The 19613-nt window shown below is 66.4% G+C and carries 15 protein-coding genes and 1 tRNA gene; 8 read left to right on the top strand and 8 right to left on the bottom strand.

Features of this window, described 5'->3' with window-relative positions; all coding sequences use genetic code 11:
* The 6 genes from glgX (at position 1) to ACQY78_RS05510 (ending at position 10033) form a co-directional block, all read left to right on the top strand.
* Positions 1 to 2103, top strand: a complete 2103-nt coding sequence (glgX, locus tag ACQY78_RS05535; protein WP_428683538.1) for a glycogen debranching protein GlgX — start codon at positions 1 to 3, stop codon at positions 2101 to 2103.
* Complete coding sequence (treZ, locus tag ACQY78_RS05530; protein ID WP_428683536.1) at positions 2100 to 3869, top strand: malto-oligosyltrehalose trehalohydrolase; 1770 nt, start codon at positions 2100 to 2102, stop codon at positions 3867 to 3869. The genes glgX and treZ overlap by 4 nt, the downstream gene beginning before the upstream one ends.
* Positions 3866 to 5920 (top strand): 4-alpha-glucanotransferase, encoded by a 2055-nt coding sequence (gene malQ / locus ACQY78_RS05525; protein ID WP_428683534.1) that lies wholly within the window; start codon positions 3866 to 3868, stop codon positions 5918 to 5920. Before treZ ends, malQ begins: the two co-directional genes overlap by 4 nt.
* Positions 5917 to 8421: a malto-oligosyltrehalose synthase gene (treY, locus tag ACQY78_RS05520; RefSeq protein WP_428683532.1), complete on the top strand. Its 2505-nt coding sequence runs from the start codon at positions 5917 to 5919 to the stop codon at positions 8419 to 8421. Before malQ ends, treY begins: the two co-directional genes overlap by 4 nt.
* A gap of 405 nt (positions 8422 to 8826) precedes the next feature.
* Positions 8827 to 9801, top strand: a complete 975-nt coding sequence (locus ACQY78_RS05515; protein ID WP_428683530.1) for a hypothetical protein — start codon at positions 8827 to 8829, stop codon at positions 9799 to 9801.
* Between the two features lie 156 nt (positions 9802 to 9957).
* Positions 9958 to 10033 (top strand) — tRNA-Glu (locus ACQY78_RS05510).
* A 66-nt stretch (positions 10034 to 10099) separates the two neighbouring features.
* Here ACQY78_RS05510 and ACQY78_RS05505 read toward each other — a convergent pair.
* Positions 10100 to 11104, bottom strand: coding sequence for a methyltransferase (locus ACQY78_RS05505; RefSeq protein ID WP_428683528.1), 1005 nt, complete (start codon positions 11102 to 11104; stop codon positions 10100 to 10102).
* 75 nt (positions 11105 to 11179) lie between these two features.
* Here ACQY78_RS05505 and ACQY78_RS05500 point away from each other — a divergent pair, with 75 nt between their 5' ends.
* Positions 11180 to 11983: a class II aldolase/adducin family protein gene (locus ACQY78_RS05500; protein WP_428683526.1), complete on the top strand. Its 804-nt coding sequence runs from the start codon at positions 11180 to 11182 to the stop codon at positions 11981 to 11983.
* 3 nt (positions 11984 to 11986) lie between these two features.
* On the opposite strand, the gene ACQY78_RS05495 is transcribed toward ACQY78_RS05500, so the two are convergent.
* From ACQY78_RS05495 to ACQY78_RS05465, 7 genes are all read right to left on the bottom strand, one after another.
* A complete protein-coding gene (locus tag ACQY78_RS05495; protein WP_428683524.1) occupies positions 11987 to 12454 on the bottom strand; it encodes a DUF3828 domain-containing protein in 468 nt (155 codons plus the stop codon).
* Positions 12455 to 12471: 17 nt separating this feature from the next.
* Positions 12472 to 13305, bottom strand: coding sequence for a phytanoyl-CoA dioxygenase family protein (locus ACQY78_RS05490; RefSeq protein ID WP_428683522.1), 834 nt, complete (start codon positions 13303 to 13305; stop codon positions 12472 to 12474).
* A 41-nt stretch (positions 13306 to 13346) separates the two neighbouring features.
* Entirely contained in the window at positions 13347 to 14312 is a 966-nt protein-coding gene (locus ACQY78_RS05485; RefSeq protein WP_428683520.1) for an antibiotic biosynthesis monooxygenase, read from the bottom strand.
* Positions 14313 to 14540: 228 nt separating this feature from the next.
* Positions 14541 to 14723 (bottom strand): hemin uptake protein HemP, encoded by a 183-nt coding sequence (gene hemP, locus ACQY78_RS05480; protein ID WP_428683518.1) that lies wholly within the window; start codon positions 14721 to 14723, stop codon positions 14541 to 14543.
* A gap of 88 nt (positions 14724 to 14811) precedes the next feature.
* A complete protein-coding gene (locus ACQY78_RS05475) occupies positions 14812 to 17109 on the bottom strand; it encodes a molybdopterin-dependent oxidoreductase (RefSeq protein WP_428683516.1) in 2298 nt (765 codons plus the stop codon).
* 7 nt (positions 17110 to 17116) lie between these two features.
* Positions 17117 to 18163, bottom strand: coding sequence for a threonine aldolase family protein (locus ACQY78_RS05470; RefSeq protein ID WP_428683514.1), 1047 nt, complete (start codon positions 18161 to 18163; stop codon positions 17117 to 17119).
* A gap of 28 nt (positions 18164 to 18191) precedes the next feature.
* Positions 18192 to 18530, bottom strand: a complete 339-nt coding sequence (locus ACQY78_RS05465; protein WP_425065154.1) for a DUF6476 family protein — start codon at positions 18528 to 18530, stop codon at positions 18192 to 18194.
* Between the two features lie 9 nt (positions 18531 to 18539).
* Between ACQY78_RS05465 and ACQY78_RS05460 the strand changes: the two genes are divergently transcribed.
* Positions 18540 to 19511 carry an RluA family pseudouridine synthase gene (locus ACQY78_RS05460; RefSeq protein WP_428683512.1) on the top strand — a complete coding sequence of 324 codons (972 nt, stop codon included), beginning with the start codon at positions 18540 to 18542 and terminating at the stop codon, positions 19509 to 19511.
* Positions 19512 to 19613: the final 102 nt, after the last annotated feature.

The following is a 19613-nucleotide window of genomic DNA, read 5'->3' as shown; positions in this document are numbered from 1 at the left end:
GTGGCCTCGTCGTGGCCCGACCGGCTCCTGCCGGGTTCGTCCTATCCCCTCGGGGCCACGTGGGACGGTCTCGGCACCAACTTTGCGGTCTTCTCGGCGCACGCGACCCGGATCGAACTGTGCCTGTTCGATCCCTCGGGGCGAAGGCAGATCGCACGCTTCGACTTGCCGGAATGCACCGACGAGGTCTGGCACGGGTACTTGCCGAACGCCCGGGCGGGCCTGGTGTATGGCTATCGCGCGCATGGTCCCTACGAGCCGCAGGCGGGCCATCGGTTCAATCCCCACAAGCTGTTGCTCGACCCCTATGCCCGGCGTCTCACCGGCGAAATGCGCAATGCCGACGCGCTCTACGGCTATCGGGTGAACTCTCCGCGGGCCGACCTGTCCTTCGACCGGCGCGACAGTGCGCCCGGTGTCATGAAGGGCGTGGTGGCCGATGAGAGTTTCAACTGGGCCGACGACCGGCCGCCCGCGGTGCCCTGGTCCGACACGGTGATCTACGAGACCCATGTCCGGGGTGTCAGCCAGATGCGCCAGGATTTGCGTCCCCACGAGCGGGGCACCTTCGCGGCCCTGGGCGACCCTGTGTTCATCGACCATCTGCGCCGGCTCGGCGTGACGACGGTGGAGTTGCTGCCAATCCATGCCTTCGTCCAGGATCGCTCGCTGCTTGAAAAGGGCCTGCGGAACTATTGGGGGTACAACAGCATCGGCTTCTTCGCGCCGGAGCCGCGGTATCTCTCCGACGGAACGCTCGACGAGCTTCGGATTGCCGTCCGTCGTCTGCATGCGGCAGGGCTCGAGCTCATCCTGGACGTGGTCTACAACCATACGGCCGAAGGCAGCGAACTTGGGCCGACGCTCTCCTTCCGTGGCCTCGACAACGCCAGCTATTATCGTCTCCTTCCGGACAATCCGCGGCACTGCATCAACGACACCGGCACCGGCAACACGCTGAACCTGTCGACGTCGCGTGTGCTGCAAATGGTGATGGACTCGCTTCGCTACTGGGTCACGGCGTTCCACGTCGATGGCTTTCGCTTCGATCTCGGAGTCACTCTGGGCCGCGAGGCGCACGGGTTCGATCCATGCTCGGGTTTTTTCGACGCGATTCGTCAGGATCCCGTGCTGCAGAAAGTGAAGCTGATCTCCGAACCGTGGGACATCGGACCCGGCGGCTACCAGCTCGGCAACCATCCGCCGGGATTTGCCGAATGGAACGACCGGTTTCGCGACGGCGTCAGGCGCTACTGGCGCGGCGATCCGGGTGAGCGGGCCGATTTTGCCGCCCGCCTCGCGGGGTCCAGCGATCTGTTCGATCGGCGCCATCGCCGCCCCTGGGCCTCTATCAACTACGTGGCCTCTCACGACGGCTTCACGCTGCTGGACGCTGTGAGCTACGTCGAGCGCCACAACGAAGCCAATGGCGAGGACAACAAGGACGGTCACGGCGAGAACTACACCGACAACTGGGGCGTGGAGGGGCCGAGCGACGACCCGGGCATCCTCGATACGCGGGGCCGGCTGCAGCGCGCCATGCTGGCGACGCTTTTCCTCGGGCAGGGGACACCGATGCTGCTCGGCGGCGACGAATTCGGTCGCACGCAGAACGGCAACAACAATGCCTACTGCCAGGACAACGAGACATCGTGGCTGGATTGGTCGTTGATCGAGCAGGCGGAGGGCAGGAGCCTCGCCGCCTTCGTGGCCCGCATCGTGGCGCTGCGGCACGAACATGCGGTGCTGCGGTCGCCGTACTTTCTGCACGGTCTGGAACATCCGGCCGAAGCCGTTGCCGATATCGCCTGGTTCGATGCTTCCGGCGAGGTCGTGTCCACCGAGTCGTGGAACAACGCGGAGGATCGCTGCCTCGTGTTGCGGCGTGCGAGCCGTGACAACGGTTCGGTGACGATGCTGACCGCCTTCTTCAATTCAGATAGTGCGGAGCACAAATTCCTTTTGCCGCAACCGCGCTGGCCGACGCGCATTGTCCTCGACAGCGCTGCGCCCGAAGCCCCGGAGCGCGAGTTGCAGGAGGATGAGTTGATGGTCGGACCTCGCAGTGTGGTGCTGGCGCTGGCCACCAAGGCGCACGGATGAAGAACCAGTTCGTCCATGACCTGCCGTTCGGCGCGTCGTTGCTCCCCTCGGGCGCGACGCGCTTCCGATTCTGGGCCCCGGTCCAGAAGCATGTCAGCCTGGAGATCGACGGCGCCGCGCCCCTTTCGATGAAGTCGGTCGACGGCGGATGGTTCGAAGCGGAAGCTCCTTGCGCGGCGGGTGCGCGCTACCGTTATCGCCTGGAAAATGGCGTGGCGGTGCCGGATCCAGGCTCGCGCGGTCAGGTGGAAGACGTTCATGGAGCGAGTCTGGTCTTTGACCCTCGCGGCTATGACTGGCGGCATCCGGACTGGCGGGGTCGTCCGTGGCACGAGACGGTGCTGTACGAACTGCATGCCGGCGCCTTCGGGGGGTTCGCAGGCGTGCAGGCGGCCTTGCCGGTGCTGGCCGAACTCGGCGTCACGGCCGTCGAGCTGATGCCGATCAACGATTTTCCGGGGCACCGGAACTGGGGCTACGACGGCGTGCTGCCCTTTGCCCCCGACCGGAGCTACGGAACGCCTGATGAGCTCAAGGCACTGATCGATGCAGCGCACGGTCTGGGGCTGATGATGTTCCTCGACGTGGTCTACAATCACTTCGGGCCCGACGGGAATTATCTCTCCGCTTATGCGCCGGCCTTCTTCCGCGACGATATCGCGACCCCGTGGGGAGCGGCGATCGACTTCCGCCGACCCGAAGTCCGCCGCTACTTCACCGAGAACGCCCTGTACTGGCTGCAGGAGTACCGGTTCGACGGACTTCGCTTCGATGCGGTGCATGCGATCTCCGAAGCCGAGTGGCTGGACGAGATGGCGGCCGAGGTTCGCCGGTCCGTTGAGCCCGGCCGGCATGTGCATCTCGTCCTTGAGCATGACGGCAACGTGGCCGATCACCTGCGCCGGGACTTCGATGCGCAGTGGAACGACGATGCGCATCACGTTCTGCATGCAATGCTGACGGGTGAGAAAGACGGGTATTACGCCGACTATGCGGACCGGCCGTCGGAGCGACTGGCCCGTGCGCTCTCCGAGGGGTTCGTCTATCAGGGCGATCCCTCTGCCTATCGCAAGGGCGAGGCGCGCGGAACACCCAGCAGCGACCTGCCGCCCACGTCCTTCATTCTGTTCCTCCAGAACCATGACCAGATCGGCAACCGTCCCTTCGGAGACCGTCTGACCAGCCAGGTCGACCCGGACCGGCTTGAAGCCGCGATTGCCCTGCAACTCCTCTGCCCGCACGTGCCCATGATCTTCATGGGCGAAGAGCAGGCCGCCACCTCGCCGTTCCTGTACTTCACCGACCATACCGGCGATCTCGCCGATGCGGTTCGTGAAGGGCGCCGCCGCGAGTTTGCCGGCTTCGAGGGGTTTGCGCCGGGAGAGGGGACATCGAGCATTCCCGACCCCAACGAGCCCGAAACGTTCGAGCGAAGCCGTCTCGTGCCGGATGCCAGGCACGGCGCGGCGCGTCAACGTCTTTACCGTGAGCTTCTCAACATTCGTCGCGAGGCGCTGACGCCGAGGCTCGAGGGTGCGAGGTCGCTCGGCTCTTCTGCCGTGGAGCCTTCGACGGTCGTGGCCCGGTGGCGGCTGGGCGATGGCACGACGCTTGTCGTTGCCTCCAATCTCGGGCGCGACTCCGCACAGATCGAGCAGGTGCAGGGCAATCTGCTGTTCGAATCGCGCCCCGGCGCGGTGGACTCTGTGCGTGGTGGCCGGATCGCCGGCGCCACCACGGTGGCGCTTCTGGTGCCGGCACCGTGAGCGACGAGGACATCCGCGAGCTTGCTCGCGCGGCCGGCCTCGCCGAGAGCTGGACCGATGCGCTCGGCATCCCGCAGCAGGTGTCGATCGAGTCGCTCCACCGCATTCTGGACGCCCTCGGGTTAGGGACGGCAACAGCCACCGACATCGAGGCCAGTCGGCAGAAAGTCGGTCGGCCGAATACCTTGCCACCCTTGGTCACGATGAAAGCGGGGGCCCGCCTCACGCTTCCGGGCCGTGCCGGGGGCGCTGCCCGCGGACAAATCACTTACGAAGACGGCAGCGTTGCGACGCTCAGATTCTCAATGCGCGGCGACCGGTTGGTCGGGCCCGCTCTCGATCGCGTAGGTTATCACCGGCTGGAATTCGGCGATCGCGAACTCACGGTCGCGGTCGCGCCGCCGCGGTGCGTGACGATAGAGGATCGCGCCGAGGGCAAGCATCTCTGGGGTGTTGCGGCCCAGATCTACAGTCTGCGGCGCGCCGGGGATGGTGGCATCGGCGATGCGACGGCGGTGCGCCAGCTGGCCGAGGGGGCGGCTCGACACGGGGCGGATGCGATTGCGCTCAGCCCGGTGCACAGTCTGTTCGCTGCCGATCCTGGCCGATATGGACCCTATTCACCGTCGAGCCGTCTCTTCTTCAACCCCCTGTTTGCCGATCCCGAGATCGTCTTCGGACCCGAGCGCGTCGCCCAGCATCGACGCGAGGGCATGGCCCTGGAGCAGGCGGCGCTGGTCGATTGGCGGCCGGCGGCGGAGGCCAAGCTTGGCCTGCTGCGCCGCCTGTATGAGGATTTCGAAGCACAGGAGATTGCCGGCGGATCCGAACTCGCCAGGGCATTCGACGGTTTTGTGCGCGAGGGCGGCGACCTGCTGCAGGGCCATGCACTGTTCGAGGCATTGCACGGCAAGTGGATGGGCAGCCAGCCGGCGCTCGGCAATTGGCGCGATTGGCCCACGTCGTTCCGGCAGGGACTGACTCGACCGGACGATCCGGAGATGGCCGCCTTTCTGACTGCCGAAGGACGCATGGTCCGTTTCCACCAGTTCCTGCAGTGGCTGGCTGCGCGGTCGTTCGAAGCCGCGCAAGCGTCGGCGGTGGGTGCAGGCATGAAGATCGGCCTGATCAGCGACCTCGCCATCGGCATGGACCGCGCCGGCAGCCACGCCTGGTCTCGGCAGAGCGATCTGCTGCTGGGGCTCAACATCGGCGCGCCGCCCGACGAGTTCAATCGTGCGGGACAGGACTGGGGCCTGTCGGGCTTCTCGCCGCAGGCGCTCGTGGCGACGGGCTTCGATCCGTTTCTTTCGACCGTGCGGGCGGCCATGCGGTATGCCGGCGGCGTCCGCATCGATCATATCATGGGTCTGCAGCGCCTCTGGCTGGTGCCGGAAGGCGCGTCGGCTGCGGAAGGCGCCTATCTCGAATATCCGCTGGACGACTTCCTGCGCCTGTTGGCTCTCGAATCGCACCGGCACGGCGCGGTGGTGATTGGCGAGGATCTCGGGACCGTGCCCCGCGGTTTCCGCCGCCGCATCGCCGAGGCGGGCATCGCCGGAATGGACGTGATGTGGTTCGAGCGCAATCGCGGCAGCTTCCGCACACCGGCGCGCTGGCGGCGGGATGCCGTGTCGATGACCACGACGCACGACCTACCCACCGTCGCCGGCTGGTGGAGCGGAAGCGATATCGAGGTCAGGCATTCACTCGGCCTTTCCGGCGGCGGCGAGACCGAGGACCGGCAGAGGGATCGTCGTCGGCTGTGGCGGGCATTCTCTGCAGCCGGGACGGCTGAAGGACCTGCTCCCGCACCGGACGATCCGGCGCCCGCCGTCGACGCGGCGCTGGCTTTCGTCGCCAGCTCGCCGGCGCCGCTCATGCTTGCACCGGTGGAGGATCTCTTGGGATTGACCGATCAGCCGAACCTGCCGGGTACGATCGATCAGCACCCCAATTGGCGGCGCCGGCTCGAACCGCCAGCGGCGCAACTGTTCGACCAACCGGTGGTCGCCCGCCGCGCCGCCGCCATCGTCGCGCGCCGCCCATGATTCCGCGCGCCACGCTGCGGCTGCAGTTCCATCGCGATTTCACCTTTGCCGATGCCGCCCGCCATGCGGACTGGTTCGCGGCATTGGGCGTTAGCCACGTCTACGCTTCGCCCATTGCCGTCGCCCGGCCGGGGTCTATGCACGGGTACGACGTGATTGATCCGACCATCGTCAATCCGGAGCTGGGCGGGGAGCAGGGGCTGCTCGCGCTGGCGGCAGCGCTGCGGGCCGTGGGCCTCGGCTTGATCCTCGACATCGTGCCCAATCACATGGCCGCCGATCCCCGCAATTCCTGGTGGCGCGACGTGCTGCGCCAGGGGCGGGCGAGTCCGCATGCCGGGTGGTTCGATATCGACTGGGAGCCGACGGACGAAGGACCGGCGAAGATCCTGCTGCCCGTCCTCGGGCGGCCGCTCTCCGAAGTCATTGAAGCGGGGGAACTCTCGGTCGCGCAGGGCAGTGATGGGCGGCCCGAGTTGCGCTACTTCGAGAACGGCTTTCCTCTGTCCGCGGGCAGCGTCGAAGGCCGTGGCAGCCTCCCGAACCTGCTGGCGCGGCAGCACTATCGGCTGGATTCGTGGCGGGTGGCGGGCGATCGCATCAACTGGCGCCGCTTCTTCGACATCAACGAGCTGGTCTGCCTGCGGATGGAACGGCCGGAGGCTTTCGAGGCAGTCCACGCTCTGCCGCTGCGGCTCTATGCCGAGGGGGTGATCGACGGTCTCCGCATCGACCATGTCGACGGACTGACCGATCCGGCGGGCTATTGCCGGCTGTTGCGCGAGCGGCTCGATACGCTGGCCAAGGAGCATGGACGGCCTCGCGCCTGGCTCGTCGTCGAGAAGATCCTGCTGAAGGGCGAGACCCTGCCCAAAGACTGGGGCTGCGACGGCACGACGGGCTACGACTTCATGGACGAGGTGAGCGCACTCCAGCACGATCCGAGAGGCGAGGCAGCTCTCGCGAAGACCTGGGCGCAGCTGAGCGGCCGGCCTGCAAGCTTCGCGGACGAAGAGCTGATGGCACGCCGCGAGATCGTGGCGCGAAGCTTCTCCGCGCAACTCGAAGCCTGCGCCGCGGCCTGGCAGGGCCTCGTGGGAGACCTCGTGCCGCGGCCGACCCTGCGCCGGCTGCTTGGGGAGTTTCTGGCGCACGTGCCGGTCTATCGTACCTATGGCGCGGGCGATGTGCTTTCCGACCACGATGCGGAGATCCTGCGCGAGGCAGGGAAGCAGGTCAGCAGAACCTGCCTTCCGACGGATCGCTGGGCCGTCGAGCCGCTGCTTGCAGTGATGCTGGCCCCTCAAATTTCATCCGGCTCGTGGCCGCGTGCCATGGCGCGCCTCCAGCAATTGAGCGCGCCGGTGGCTGCCAAGTCGGTCGAGGACACCGGCTTCTATCGCTACGGTCGCCTTCTTTCGCGCAACGATGTCGGCTTCGACATCGAGACCTTCTCGCTCGATATCGACGCCTTTCATGCGCGTATGCAGCGCCGGCGCGCCGACTATCCGCATACGATGCTGGCGACGGCCACGCACGATCACAAGCGCGGCGAGGATCTGCGGGCACGGCTCGCGGTGGTGAGCGAACTCGCGCCCGACTGGACCAATCTGTTGTCGCGCTGGATCGATACGGGCGGCTCGAAGCTGACCCCAGGCGACAGGGCGATGCTGCTGCAGATGGTGGTCGGTGCCTGGCCGCTCGATCTCCAGCGAGACGACCTGGCCGGCCGGACAGCCTTCGCCGAACGGCTGTGCGGCTGGCAGCAGAAGGCGTTGCGAGAGGCCAAACTGGAGAGCGACTGGGCCGCCCCTAATGACGCTTATGAAAAGGCCGCACGGTCCTTCACCCTGCGGCTGGTGGCGGAAGCCGCCATGCCCGATCTCCTCGACGAGCTGATGGCGGTCGTTCATCGGATCGCGCCCGCCGGTGCGGTGAACGGGCTGGCGCAATGTCTGCTCAAGCTCTCCGTGCCGGGAGTGCCCGATCTCTATCAGGGCACCGACCTTTGGGATTTCAGCCTCGTCGATCCCGACAATCGCCGACCGGTGGACTTTGCGGCCCGCGCGAAGATGGATGCTGCGCCACTGCCGGACCTCGCCCGGAACTGGCGCGACGGCCGAATCAAGCAGGCGTTGATTCGGCGCACCCTTGCGTTGCGCAAACGCGCTCCGCACCTTTTTTCCGAGGGCACCTACCAGGCGATCGAAGTCCAGGGGCCGGCGCGTCACTCCGTTGTCGCCTTCCTGCGGCAAGCGGGCGATGATTGGATGCTGGTCGCCGTTCCGCGTCTCGTCGCGCCGATGATGTCGGAGAAGGGCGCCCTCGCTTTTGGTCCCGACGCATGCTCTGGCACGTCGCTCAAGCTGGATCGTCCAGTCGGGACGACAGCGCACGATGTTCTTCGCGCTTGCAGCATGGATCTGCCATCACAACCCGGCCTCGACCTTCTCTGGAAAGAGCTGCCTGTCGCGCTCCTCTCGTCCGTTTCGCCAGGGTAGGCGTCTGTTGATAACGCGTCTGGTGGCCACACCGCGCTAAGTGTAATGCAGATGACACTCGCGGCGGCGTGGAATGCAGACACGCAGCTCGACGCACGGGAGCCGGGGAGGGCCCACCTTGAGCGGGGGCACGCCCAAAGCGGATATCCGATTGGCAGCGACCATGACCTCACGGTGCGTAGGTAGCCAAACATGGTCAGCCGGAGTGGCGCCCGGCCCGCGAGTATTAGATAACGATATAACCGTCCAACTCATCTGCACAAACCGGCGGAACTCAGGCGGGAAGATGGCGTTCCCCTCCTCAACTGAGGAGAATCTGCAATGAATGGCATCATCTATCTGGTCGGTCTCGTCGTCGTCGTCATGTTCGTCCTGTCCTTCCTCGGTCTCCGGTAGGAAGCGATCATGGCAACCGCTACCATCACCACTCCCGCTACCGCCGTGCCAGTCGAGGCCGCTCCGTTCCGCTATCTCGACTGGGGTCCGGTGATCCTTGGCGCTTTGGGCGCGGCGGCCATGTCCGTCGTCCTGCTTGCGTTCGGGTCGGCGCTCGGCCTCAGTGTCGTATCGCCCTATCCCTACGCTGGCATTTCGGCCAAGGGCGCTGCCATCCTGGCCGCCGTCTATCTGGCCCTCGTCATGGTCGCGAGCTTTGCGGCGGGCGGCTACATCGCCGGCCGCATGCGTTCACCCTGGCGTACGACGGATGAAACCGAGAGCCACTTCCGCGACGGCGCCCATGGCTTCGGCGTCTGGTCGATCGGCGTGCTGCTCGGCGCGGCGCTTGCGGCTTCCGGGGTCGGTGCCGTCGTCTCTGCCGCCGGCAAAGCCACGACCGCTATCGCGGCGGCCGGCACGGCGGGCGCGGCGTCCAATCCGGCGATGGGCCAGCTTTCGCTGAAGCCGACCGACTATGCGATCGATCGCCTGCTGGCCCCCGGGCCGACTGGCGCAGCCGCTGACCCGGCGGCGACCGGCGCTCCTGCGACGGGCGCCCCGGCGCCCGCTATGCAGGCTCGCCGTACGCGTGCCGATCTCGAAGGTCCGATGGTGCGCGCCCTGGCGGGCAGCCTCACGACGCCGCAGCTCGACGCTCGCGACCGCACCTATCTGGCGCGCGTGGTTGCCGAGCAGACGGGCATGTCACAAGCCGACGCCGAAAAGCGGGTCGATGAGACCTATGCCGAGCTGAAGGCTGCGGAGCAGAAGGCTCGCGATGCCGCGGACGCCGCCCGCAAGACGGCCATCATCGCGGCCTTCCTGGCGGCCGCCACCCTGGCAATCGGCTGTGCGGCGGCCTGTGCCGGTGCCGGGCTGGGCGCCCGTCATCGCGACGAGCGGACCGCCGTGAGCTTCCTTGGCGCGACGCGCTTTTGGTAGGGCTCGGTCGAAATTAGAGTTTGGGCGCCGGCGCGGCTTATCGCGCCGGCGCTTTTATTTGAGCGGATTTCGCCGCCCCTGAACAAGAATGGAAGATGGCAAGAACCGGGTTGCGTCCAAGCGGCCATTCGACTATCAGTCCGCTCCTGGCCCTATGCTCCCTTCGTCTAGAGGCCTAGGACGTGGCCCTCTCAAGGCTAAAACACGGGTTCGAATCCCGTAGGGAGCGCCAGCCTTTTCGCTGGATTGTGCGGTATTTCACTTCCGAGAATACGTCGACAACCCCGTTCGGGAGCGTTCAGCCGGGCTTCCGACCCGCGATGCGCGACAGGACGCCCGGGACGAAGGGGTGGACGGCCACCTCGGCGAAGCCCGCCTCCTGGAGGTATCCTTTCACTTCCGATTCGGTGTGGGCCAGGCCGGTGCTGTTCTGGATGGCCTCGTTCAGACCCCACAGCGCGGCCGAGAGCGGGCCGTTCCTGTCGTCGTGCAGGGTCTCACCGATCAGATGCATCTCGCCGCCCGGCACGAGGGCCTCGAACGCCTTGGCCACCACCCGTCGAATCAGGGCGGGCTCATATTGCGGAAGGTTGCTGGCCATCACGACGACGTCGACGCTCTGCGGAAACGGGGTCTCGGTGAAGTCGCCGGGCAGGGTGCGCACACGACCGCTCGCGCCGTTGGCGGCGATATACTCGTCGGCGACCACGGTGACCGGGGGAAGGTCGAGCACGATCGCCTCTAGGCCGGGGTAGGTCTGGGTCGCCACGATGCTGTAGGCGCCGGAGCCGCCGCCGAGATCGAGCATCCGCTTGCGGCCCGACAGATCGACGCTGCGGCTGAACAGGCGGGCCGCACCCATGCCGATCGAATAGGTGGCTGCGTGATAGCGCCGTGCATCCTCGACCGTGAAGTCCACATAGGCGCCCAGCCGGTTCTCCTGGCTGTCGCGCAGGCGCTCCGAAAGTTCGCCGAAGGCCGTCCAGCGCGGCTTGGTGAACAGGATCCACGGGCCCGCATAGCGCTCGCCGTCCTTCACCAGGAAGCGCTGCACGTCGGGCGCATTGGTGAAGCGTTCGCCGTCGCGCGACAGCAGCGTCATCGCCGCCAGCACGGTCAGCAGCCGCTCGGCGTTGCGATTGGAAATGCCCACGGCCTTCGCGACGGCAGCGATGGTGTCGTGCCCGTGGGCGATCGCGGTGAAGATCTCGAGTTCGACGGCGGCCATCAGGGCGGCGCTTTCCCAATAGGCCTGGGCGATCTTCTGCAACCGCGTCGTGTCGAGGCGTTTGGCATCCGGCATTCTGGCGTTCCCTCTTTGGTTGCCCGACCATAGCGCGCGGGCCTAAGCTTCGTCGCTGCCGTTGGAGGGCCCGCCATGGACATGCCGATCGCTTCCGAACTGCCGCTCACCGGCATTGACGTGCATTCGCTGCCGCCCGCCGATGGCGAGTGGGTGCTGCGCCGCCAGCTTGCGGCCGCCTACCGGCTGGTCGACCATTTCGGCTGGACCGAGCTGATCTACGGCCATCTCACCGCGCGCGTGCCGGGGGAGGCGCCGCACTTCCTGATCAACCCCTACGGGCTGAACTACGACGAGGTGACCGCCTCGAACCTGGTCAAGATCGACCTCGACGGGAAGATCGTCGAGCCGAGTCCGCATCCGGTGAACTATGCCGGCTTCATCATCCATTCGGCCGTCCACATGGCCCACGCCGAGCGCCACAAGGTCGTGATGCACACGCATACGCGGGCCGGCATGGCGGTCTGCGCGCTGAAGGACGGGCTGCTGCCGGTGTCGATGGTGGCGACCGCCTTCCATGGCAGGCTTTCGTATCACGACTATGAGGGCCCGAGCCTCGATCTCGCCGAGCGCGAGCGGCTGCTGGCGAACCTCGGCAACAACCAGGCGATGATGTTGCGCAACCATGGCCTGCTGACCACGGGCCGCTCGGTGCCCGAGGCTTTCCTGCGCCTCTATCGTCTGGAGCGCGCCTGCCAGATCCAGCTCGATGCGGCGGCAGCCGGCACGCTCAACGTCCTGGGCGACAATCTGGCGGCCAAGTCCGGCGCCGACATGGATCGGTTCTCGGAAATGGAGTCGGCGGTGGGCATCGGCGATCTTGAATTCGCCGCCCTGGTGCGCAAGCTCGACAAGGTCGATTCGACCTGGCGGCACTGACGATCACTTGAGTTTGTATAGCGCCTTCAGGGAGCCGCTTGGCGCCTTGATCTCCGCGATGCGCCAGCCCGCCGGCGTCTTCGCAAGCTCCAGCAGGACGCGTTTGGTTTCGCCGAAGTTCTGGAACGAGACCCGGGCCGTTGCGGCATCACCGCTGGCCGTCACGTCGATCGAGAGCCTGGAGATTTCCCAATCCTGGGCGTCGACGAAGGGATCTCCATTCAGGGTCGGCACCTCGTTCCGCAGCTTGGCCTCGCGATTATCGCGGTCGATGGCGTGGGCGAGGGCCGGAACGAAGAAACGGGCTGTATCGTCGTAAGGCTGTCCCCGGAAGCCCTTGGCGAGATACGGGCGGTACAGATTTTCGACGAACGCCTGCGCTGTGGCGGCCTGCGCCGACGCGTCGGTCCGGGCCAATCCGGTCACGAGCCCGGCCAGCAGGAGGCGACGACCCGGTTTCCCGAAATTCACGTCTCTCTCCTGCGCGGCTAGGCGCGGAAGGTCGTGCGGTCGGTGCCCGAATACAGCGCCTTCGCCGACCGCTCGACGGCGTCGCGATGAGTGGCGAGCGCGGCCGCATCGAGGTCGGCCTTCGGTGCGGGCTCGGGATCGAAGTTTCCATAAGGATCGCGTCCGCGGACCAGGGTCGCGGAATCGCGGACCTTGAGCTGGCGGACATGGGGCGGGATGTAGCGGAGGGCGAGTCCGACGCGGCGGTCGTCCGTCGTGTTCGGCCCCGACGCATGGGCCAGCAGCACATTGTGCAGCGACATCTCGCCGGCCTTCAGTGCGACGTCGACGCCGGCGCCATCCGGCACCTGGACGGCAATCTCCTGACCGCGGCTGAGAAGGTTGTTTTCGTCGAACGTATCGCGATGCTCGATCTGATTCCTGAGATGGCTGCCCGGCCAGAACTGCATCGCGCCGCTTTCGACGGGGGCGTCCGAGAGGGCCACCCAGGCGGTGATCACCTCGTCGGTGCTGAGACCCCAGTAGGTCGCGTCCTGGTGCCACGAGACGAAGGAGGGCGAGCGTGCCTCCTTGATGAAGAAGGTACTGCTCCAGCAGAGGATGTCGGGCCCGATGACGTCCTCCACCGCGTCGAGGATGGCGGGATGACGCGCCAGTGCATTGGCCCAGGTGAAGAGGAGATGCACCTTGTGCCGCATGTCGCCGGCGATCGGCCCGCCGGCCGCACGCTCGTGCTCCTCCAGTCGCTCGCGACAGGCGCGTGCCTCCGCGGGTGACAGGACGCGGATCGGAAAGTGGAACCCGTCGCGGCGATAGCGCGACAACTCGTCGGCAGTGAGACGTCCGGCCATGAGACCTCCACCGTGCTGGAAGGGCCGAGTCTGGCGGGCCTTCAGAACAGGCGCAAGAAGAGGAACACCATGGCGGCGTAGGTCGCGAGCAGGATCGCGCCGCCAAGGAGGTTGAGTTGCAGCTTGCGCTCGGGCGCGGGCCGCAGCCACCAGCCGAAATGGCCGGCGATCCACGGGACGAGGAAGCCCGTCAGCACGACGCTCACGACGTTGCCCAGGAACAGGGCGACGGCAAAGGGCAGATGAAGCGCCCGGTCGAGAAAGGGCGTGCCGACGAAGATCCCGAACAGCATGACGATCGGATAGAGCATCAGCAGCACGAGCATGTTCATCTTCCACGCCGGCGGGCTCGCGTTGCCGGGCGAACTGTCTCTGAACCACTGCTCGAAGCCGGAGCTTGCGATGCGGGAATGGAATTCGTGGGTGAGGGGCGCGGCTTCCTCGACGAGGGCCTGTCGGACGGGCGAGTCGAGCCAGGCCTGAAGATTGGCTTGCGTGTCGAAGCGCAGGATGGCGACGTAGTCCTCCTGCACGCCGGGCACGGGCGGCTCGAACCGATACCCCTGCAGGCCCGGCGCCCTCGATTGCGCGGCGGCGATCTTGCGCTCCCAGGCGCGGTACTCGCCTTCCCTGCCGGGCTTTACGCGCGTGGAGATGATGGCCGAAACAGGGGCCGGTTTGATGCCGCCGGCCTCGTCCTGGACGATATGGACGTCATCGCGGCCGATCAGCATGGGCGCGGCGCCGTCGATACGCTTCTGGCGCTCGGTGGACCCCAGCCAATGCTGTGCGTCGGCCAGGCTCGCGAAGCGTTGCAGGATGACCCAGTCGACCTGCAGCGGCGGATTGGGCGGCAGCAGCTTCTGTTCGATGAAGCCGGGAAAGTGCTGGATGAACGCGCTGGTCTTATCCTGCCAGCGGGCGAAATCCTCATTGCGCTCGGGCCGCACGCAGGTCTGCGTCACGATGCTGACGCTGCGAGGGGCCGTTGTCTCCGTTGGAGCCATGCGGGTGGCTACCCGGCCGGCGACGGCGGCAGGGTCACTTCTGCGAGGGTATCGGGAGTCATGTTTCCGGCGTCATCCAGCCCCTACTGGTGGGACTGTCTTGTGTCGCCGACGGGCCGTCCAACAAAAAAACTGGACGGCCTCAAGATGGCGAAGCTGGGCCGAGGCCCGCAGCCGCGTCGCAGGGCGAGCGCGCTCGGCGGAGGCGCCCGTGTTGTCCTGCGACGGCTACTTCGTGAGGATCAGCTTCTCGGACGCGGTCACGCGCAGCCGGTAGGTGCTGGCGCCGTGGCGAATGAGGAGCTCGCGGCGGCCGGCCATCAGCTGGCTGCTTTCGATGCTCGCGGCGTCGCGTTCGGGCTTCGCACGGGAAACGTCACCTGCGGAATGCAGCTGCATCATCTGATCCATCTTCGCCTCGCCATGTTGTTGCAAGTCACTCGCATTTGCAGATAAAGCGCCTGCGATGTCAATGGCGAAGCGAAGTCGGAGAGCAGCTCTACCGGCCGGTGAAGGAGGGCAGCTGGTGCGCCGTCACAGGCGGGGCAACTCCGTCGAAGCGTTCGATCTCGACCAGGCAGGTCTGTGCGATGCAGCCCTGGCTGAGCTTCGATGAGCCGATGTCGAGTGTCAGCGCGTTCGGGTTGCCATGCTTTTCCAGCGGCACGTTCGAGCCGGAATCCTCCGGGTCGAACCAGGCGCCGGTCGATAGCCGGACCACGCCGCGGCGGATGCGGTCCGACAGACGCGCCGACGCGAGGCAGGCGCCGCGGTCGTTGAAGACGCGCAACAGATCACCTTCGGCAATGCCGCGCGCGGCGGCGTCTTCCGGATGCAGGGTGACCGGCTGACGGCCCTTCACCTTGGTCGCCTTGGCGTGCGGGCTGTGGTCGAGCTGGCTGTGAAGCTTGTCGGCCGGCTGGTCCGACAGCATGTGCAGCGGATACCGCTCCGCCTTCTTGGAGCCCAACCACTCGATCGGCTCCATCCAGGTCGCATGCCCCGGGCAGTCGTCGTAGCCGAACGAGGCGATCTTCTCGGAGAAGATCTCGATCTTGCCCGATGGCGTCTTGAGCGGATTGGCCGCCGGATCGGCCCGGAACTTCGCGAGCATCACCGGGTCGGTGTTTTCGCCCGGCACCTTGGTGATGCCGGCTTCCCAGAATTCCTCGAAAGAGGGCAGGGGCACGTCCATCCTGGCCGACTTCTGGCGCCCCTCCTCGTACATGTGGACGAGCCACTGCATCTCGTCGCGGCCTTCGGTGTAGACATCGCCGGCCCCGAGACGGCGGGTGATCTCCGAGAAAATCCAATAGTCGTCGCGCGCCTCGCCGATGGGCTCGCGTGCCTTCTTCATGGCGATCAGGAAGGGCTCGCGGCGCGCGTAGCCGATATCGTTGCGCTCGAGGCCGGTGGTCGCGGGCAGCACGATGTCGGACATCTTCGCCGCCGGCGTCCAGAACTGCTCGTTGAAGATGATGGTCTCGGGCTTCTGCCACGCAACCCGCAGCCGGTTCAGATCCTGATGGTGATGGAACGGGTTGCCGCCCGCCCAGTAGATCAGCTTGATCTCGGGGTAGGTGATGTCGCGGCCGTTGTACGGGACCTTGCCGCCCGGATTGAGCAGCATGTCGGTGAAGCGCGCGACCGGGATGAAGTCGGAGACCGCGTTAGTGCCCTGCGATAGGGTCGGGCCCGACAGCAGCGGCGCGGTGCTGCCCATGCCGTTGGTCGGCCCATAGCTGGCGCCGAACCCGCCGCCCGGCAGGCCGATCTGGCCCAGCATGCAGGCGAGCGACACCAGCGCCCAGAAGGGCTGCTCGCCGTGGTGCGAGCGCTGCAGCGACCAGTTGATGTTCACGGTCGTGCGGGTCGCCGCCATCTCGCGCGCGAGCGCGCGGATGCGATGGGCGGATATGCCCGTGATCTTCTCGGCCCATTCCGGAGTCTTGTCGGCCAGCGACGGCGCGAACTTGTCGAAGCCCACGGTGCAGCGGTCGAGGAATTCGCGGTCGTAGAGCTTCTCGGTGTAGATCACATGGCAGAGCGCCAGGATCATCGCGGCGTCGGTGTTCGGCCGGATCGCCAGCCATTCGATGTCGCCGCCAGTGTCGAGGTCCTCGGCGGTCGGCGTGATGTTGATGAAGCGCACGCCCTTGGCGCGCATGCCGTAAAGCCCGTCCTTGAGGCGATGCACCATCGCCCCGCCGGCACTGATCTGCGCATTCTTGTGCGGCGCGCCGCCGAAGGTGACGAACAGCTTGCAATGCTCGGCCAGCACGTCCCACGTCGTGTGCATCGCCATCAGGTCTTCCATGCTGGCCACGATGTGCGGCATCAGCACGCGCGCCGCGCCGAGACTGTAGGAATCCTGGTGGCGCACATAGCCGCCGAGCGCATTGAGGAAGCGATGGACCTGGCTCTGCGCGTGATGGAAGCGTCCCGCGCTCGACCAGCCGTAGGAGCCGCCGAAGATCGCGCGGTTCGAGTGCGCGTCCTTCACGCGCTTCAGTTCGCCGGCGACCATGTCGAGCGCCTCGTCCCACGGCACCTCGACGAAGGGTTCCTGGCCACGCTTGTCGGTCGCGGCGCCCGGGCCCTTCTCGAGCCAGCTCTTGCGGAAGGATGGCCGGCGCACCCGCATCCGCGCGACCTCGTCGGACAGCATGTGCAGGCCGATCGGCGAAGGATCGGGATCCTGCGAGAAGGGGTGAAGCTTCGTTGCCTGGCCCTTGTCGTCGTATTCGACTTCGTAGACGCCCCAGTGGGCGGCGGTCAGGGTACGCTGGTGGGTCATGGGACTCTCACGCTGCTGTCTTGGCGATACTCAGGAACCGATCGATGGTCGCCTGCTCGGTGTCGAAGGCGGTGACGAGGCGGAAGGCACGCTCGCCCGGCCGGTCGGACGGCCAAGGATGATACTGCGCTCCTGCGGCCCGCAACGCATCATGCATCTGTGCCGGCAGGATGACGAAGATCTCGTTGGCATGGACAGGATAGAGCAGTTGCGTGCCCTTGAGCGTCGTCAGGCCGGCCACAAGACGGCGTGCCATGGCGTTGGCGTGATTGGCGTTGTCGAGCCACAGCCCGTCGGCCAGGTAGGCCTCGAGCTGCGCCGACAGGAACCGCATCTTGGAGAAGAGATGGCCGCTGCGCTTGCGGCGGAACTCGAACTCGCGGGCGAGTTCCGGCTCGAAGAAGACCACGACCTCGGCCGCCAGGGCGCCGTTCTTCGTGGCGCCGAGACTCAGCACGTCGACGCCCGACATCCAGGAAAGCTCGGCCGCCGAACAGCCGACAAAGGCGAGGGCGTTGGCGAAGCGCGCGCCGTCCATATGCAGTTTGAGCCCGTGCCGGTGCGCCGTGGTCGCGATGGAGGCCACTTCGTCCGGGCCGTAGACCGTACCGCATTCGGTCGCCTGCGTGATGCTGACGGCGGCCGGTTGGGGATGATGCACGACACCGTAAACTGGCTGGGCAAGGGCCTCGGCGAGCTTCTTCTGGTCGATCTTTCCGGCGGCGCCGGGCAGCGGAGAGAGCTTGGCGCCGGAGGTGAAAAATTCTGGAGCGTTGGCCTCGTCGACGACGATGTGCGCCTCGGCATGACAGTAGATCGAGCCCCAGGCGGGCGTGCAGCAGGACAGCGCCAGCGAGTTGGCGGCGGTGCCGGTCGCCACCGGGAAGGCCACCAGGTCGGGCTTCTCGAAGATATCGCGCAGGCGGCGTTCGACCCGATGTGTCCACTCGTCGGCTCCATAAGAGGGGGCCGTACCGCCGCCGGAGAAGGCACGCGTCACCGCTTCAAGAATGACGGGATGCGCGCCGACTTCGTTGTCGCTTCGGAAATTCATTCCTGTCCTCGTACGGATGTCGTTGTGCTCAGCGGCCGGCGCCGGGCGGGAATTCGATCGTGCCCAGGAGAGCGCCGCTGCGCGGGTCGACGACATAGGCCGAGGTCGGCCCGCCCTGCGTCTCGACATGGACGACGAGGCGATCGCCGACGGCGTTCATCGACACGATTCGGGCGCCCGAGGGCAGCGCGATGCGCTCGGTGAAGCGGCTGCCTTCCGATGCTGGCGAACGGCCGGCGTTGGGCGTAGAGATGCGCCGGGCGATTTCGGCGACCGCGACGACGAAGCCCACCACAATCAGCAGGCCCATTCCGATCACCAGCACCTTCAGCCAGAGTGGTGCAGAGGCCTGAGCAGGGGACGCCAAGAAAACTCCATGAGCGACGCCGGTCGCCACACCGTGACCTTCGATGAGAGCGCCGCCGGCGAACGGCTGGACCGCGCGCTGGCTGCTGCCTTGCCTTCCCTGACGCGAAGCCGGGTGAAGGCGCTGATCGAGGGCCGCTGCGTAGCGCTTGCGGGGGGGCAGACGATAGAAGAGCCGTCCCGCAAGGTCAAAACAGGCGATGTCTTCATCGTCGATATTCCGGAACCCGAGCCCGCCATTCCGCAGCCCCAGGAAATGGCGCTGGAAATCCTGTTCGAGGACGCCGATCTGCTGGTCCTGAACAAGCCTGCCGGAATGGTGGTGCACCCTGCGCCCGGCAATCCCGACAGGACACTCGTCAATGCGCTGCTGGCCCATTGCGGCGACAGCCTGTCCGGCATCGGCGGCGTGCGCCGGCCCGGGATCGTGCACCGGCTCGACAAGGACACGTCGGGGGTCATGGTCGTGGCCAAGAACGATGCGACCCACCATGCGCTTTCCAAGCTGTTTGCCGCCCACGACCTGGAGCGCATCTATACGGCCCTGGTCTGGGGCGCCCCCAAGGCCCCGCGCGGGACGGTCGAGGAGGCGCTGGGACGGCACCCGGTCGATCGCAAGCGCATGGCGGTGCGCACGAGCGGCGGGCGGGCCGCCTTCACGGAATATTGGCTGGAGAAGCGCTTCGGGCCGCCTCTGGCGCCGATCGCAAGTCTCGTGGGCGCCAAGCTTGGGACAGGCCGGACCCATCAGGTCCGTGTCCACATGGCCCATATCGGCTGCCCGGTGGTGGGAGACCCGGTCTACGGCCGCAAATCCCGCAACGGCGGTGCACCCGAGGCGTTGAAACTGTTCCCCCGGCAGGCTCTTCACGCATCTGTGCTCGCCTTTCGACATCCAAAGACGGGGGAGCACGTAAGATTTGCCACAGAATTGCCTGAAGATTTCAGGAAGTTGGTCGGAACGCTGAACAGCGTTAAGTAAAGCCCCCAATACCCGAGGGGATTAGTAGGAATTATATTGACCCGGGGTCATTCCGACTTCTAGAGTCGGTTTTAGCAGTCGGGGGACGAGAGTGCTAAACAC

This window comes from Reyranella sp. (assembly GCF_965279625.1).
Lineage (GTDB): Bacteria > Pseudomonadota > Alphaproteobacteria > Reyranellales > Reyranellaceae > Reyranella.
Note: the sequence above shows the minus strand (reverse complement) of the source record. Positions and strands in the feature narration are given on the sequence as shown.